The following is a 1,256-nucleotide window of genomic DNA, read 5'->3' as shown; positions in this document are numbered from 1 at the left end:
CATCGATACGGGGCCGTTTGGCCCCGTATCGATGTGGTGCTCGACGGTGGCAGACCTGTGTTGATCAGGGCTTTGTTCCCGGAACATCATCGGCGGACGCTTTGGTCTGGCGGTCGAAAACGACCGCCAGACCGTTCTTGACGGCAAGCGTGGCGACCATGTCGTCGAGTTCGCGATCGGGAATGGCGGGTTTGAGGACGTGCCGGATGGCCTGATAGGCCTGCTCGGTCGACACATAGTCGTAGCGCTTTTTGCGCGCTTCCACATATTGTTCGATGAGAATGCCCAATCGGCGGGCGGCGATGTCATCTCGTTGCTGCAAGGGAGCCTCCTCAAGCGTCGATCATCTGCAGACCCCTAGAATGTAAAAACCCGCGCCGCGAAAGTTAAGGCCTGCGGCAGGCTCGAAGCCAAATAAATACGCTGTCGTCACCGACGAACAGCGCGGCGGCCGGCGAGCCTTGCTTAGGCCTTGTCAAAATCGGGCGGCAACGATCGAGCCCCGAGCGCGAAGCGATCCGCCAGACCTGCATTCACAACAGCTCCGACAGAACGGCCATGAAGTGGTCGTTCTCCGATGCCGAGCCGATGCTGACGCGCACATAGGTGTCGAAGCCCTGCTGCTTCCACGGTTTGACGATGACGCCTTGGCGCAGCAGGCCCTCGACGAAGACGGAGGCATCTTGCCGGCAGTTGAAGAACAGGAAATTGCCCCTGGAGGGGGCGACGCCGAGCCCCTTGCTCTTGAGGAAAGTCTCGACGCGTGCTCGTTCCGCCATGGCCAGCGCGACGACCCTGGCGAGGTGTTCATCATCGGCGAGCGCCGCCAGTGCGGCGGCCTGGGCCATGGCGTTGGCATTGAAGGGCGTGCGGACACGATCGAGCAGCGCGCGCAGCTCCGGGTCGCCGACGATGCCGAAGCCGATCCGCAATCCGGCAAGCCCGAACGCCTTGGAAAAGGTTCGAAGCACGATCCAGGGCCGGTCGCGTCGGCTTAGGTAAGGCAGGGACGACGTATAGTCGTCGCCCTCGGCATATTCCGCATAGGCTTCATCGATGACGATCAGTGTCTCGTCGCTCACCGCATCCAGAACCCTCGACAGATCGCCGCCGGAGAGCCAGCTGCCGACCGGGTTCATCGGGTTCGAGAACAGCAGCATGCGGGGCCGTTCGCGCACCGCCTCGACCAGCGCGTCGACATTGATGGTGAGATCGTCGTTGACGACAACGCGTTTGACGGTCGCCCCCATCAGCGT

The 1,256-nt window shown here is 62.3% G+C and carries 2 protein-coding genes; both read right to left on the bottom strand.

Annotated elements, in window-relative coordinates; all coding sequences use genetic code 11:
- Positions 1-64: 64 nt before the first annotated feature.
- Positions 65-322, bottom strand: a complete 258-nt coding sequence (locus tag EN935_RS36465; RefSeq protein ID WP_126069969.1) for a hypothetical protein — start codon at positions 320-322, stop codon at positions 65-67.
- Positions 323-533: 211 nt separating this feature from the next.
- A partial coding sequence (locus tag EN935_RS36460; protein ID WP_127374258.1) for an aminotransferase class I/II-fold pyridoxal phosphate-dependent enzyme occupies positions 534-1,256 on the bottom strand: 723 nt, incomplete at its 5' end.

The organism is Mesorhizobium sp. M7D.F.Ca.US.004.03.1.1, assembly GCF_003998635.1.
Taxonomy (GTDB): Bacteria; Pseudomonadota; Alphaproteobacteria; order Rhizobiales; family Rhizobiaceae; genus Mesorhizobium; species Mesorhizobium loti.
This window is presented reverse-complemented; position numbering and strand designations above follow the sequence as displayed.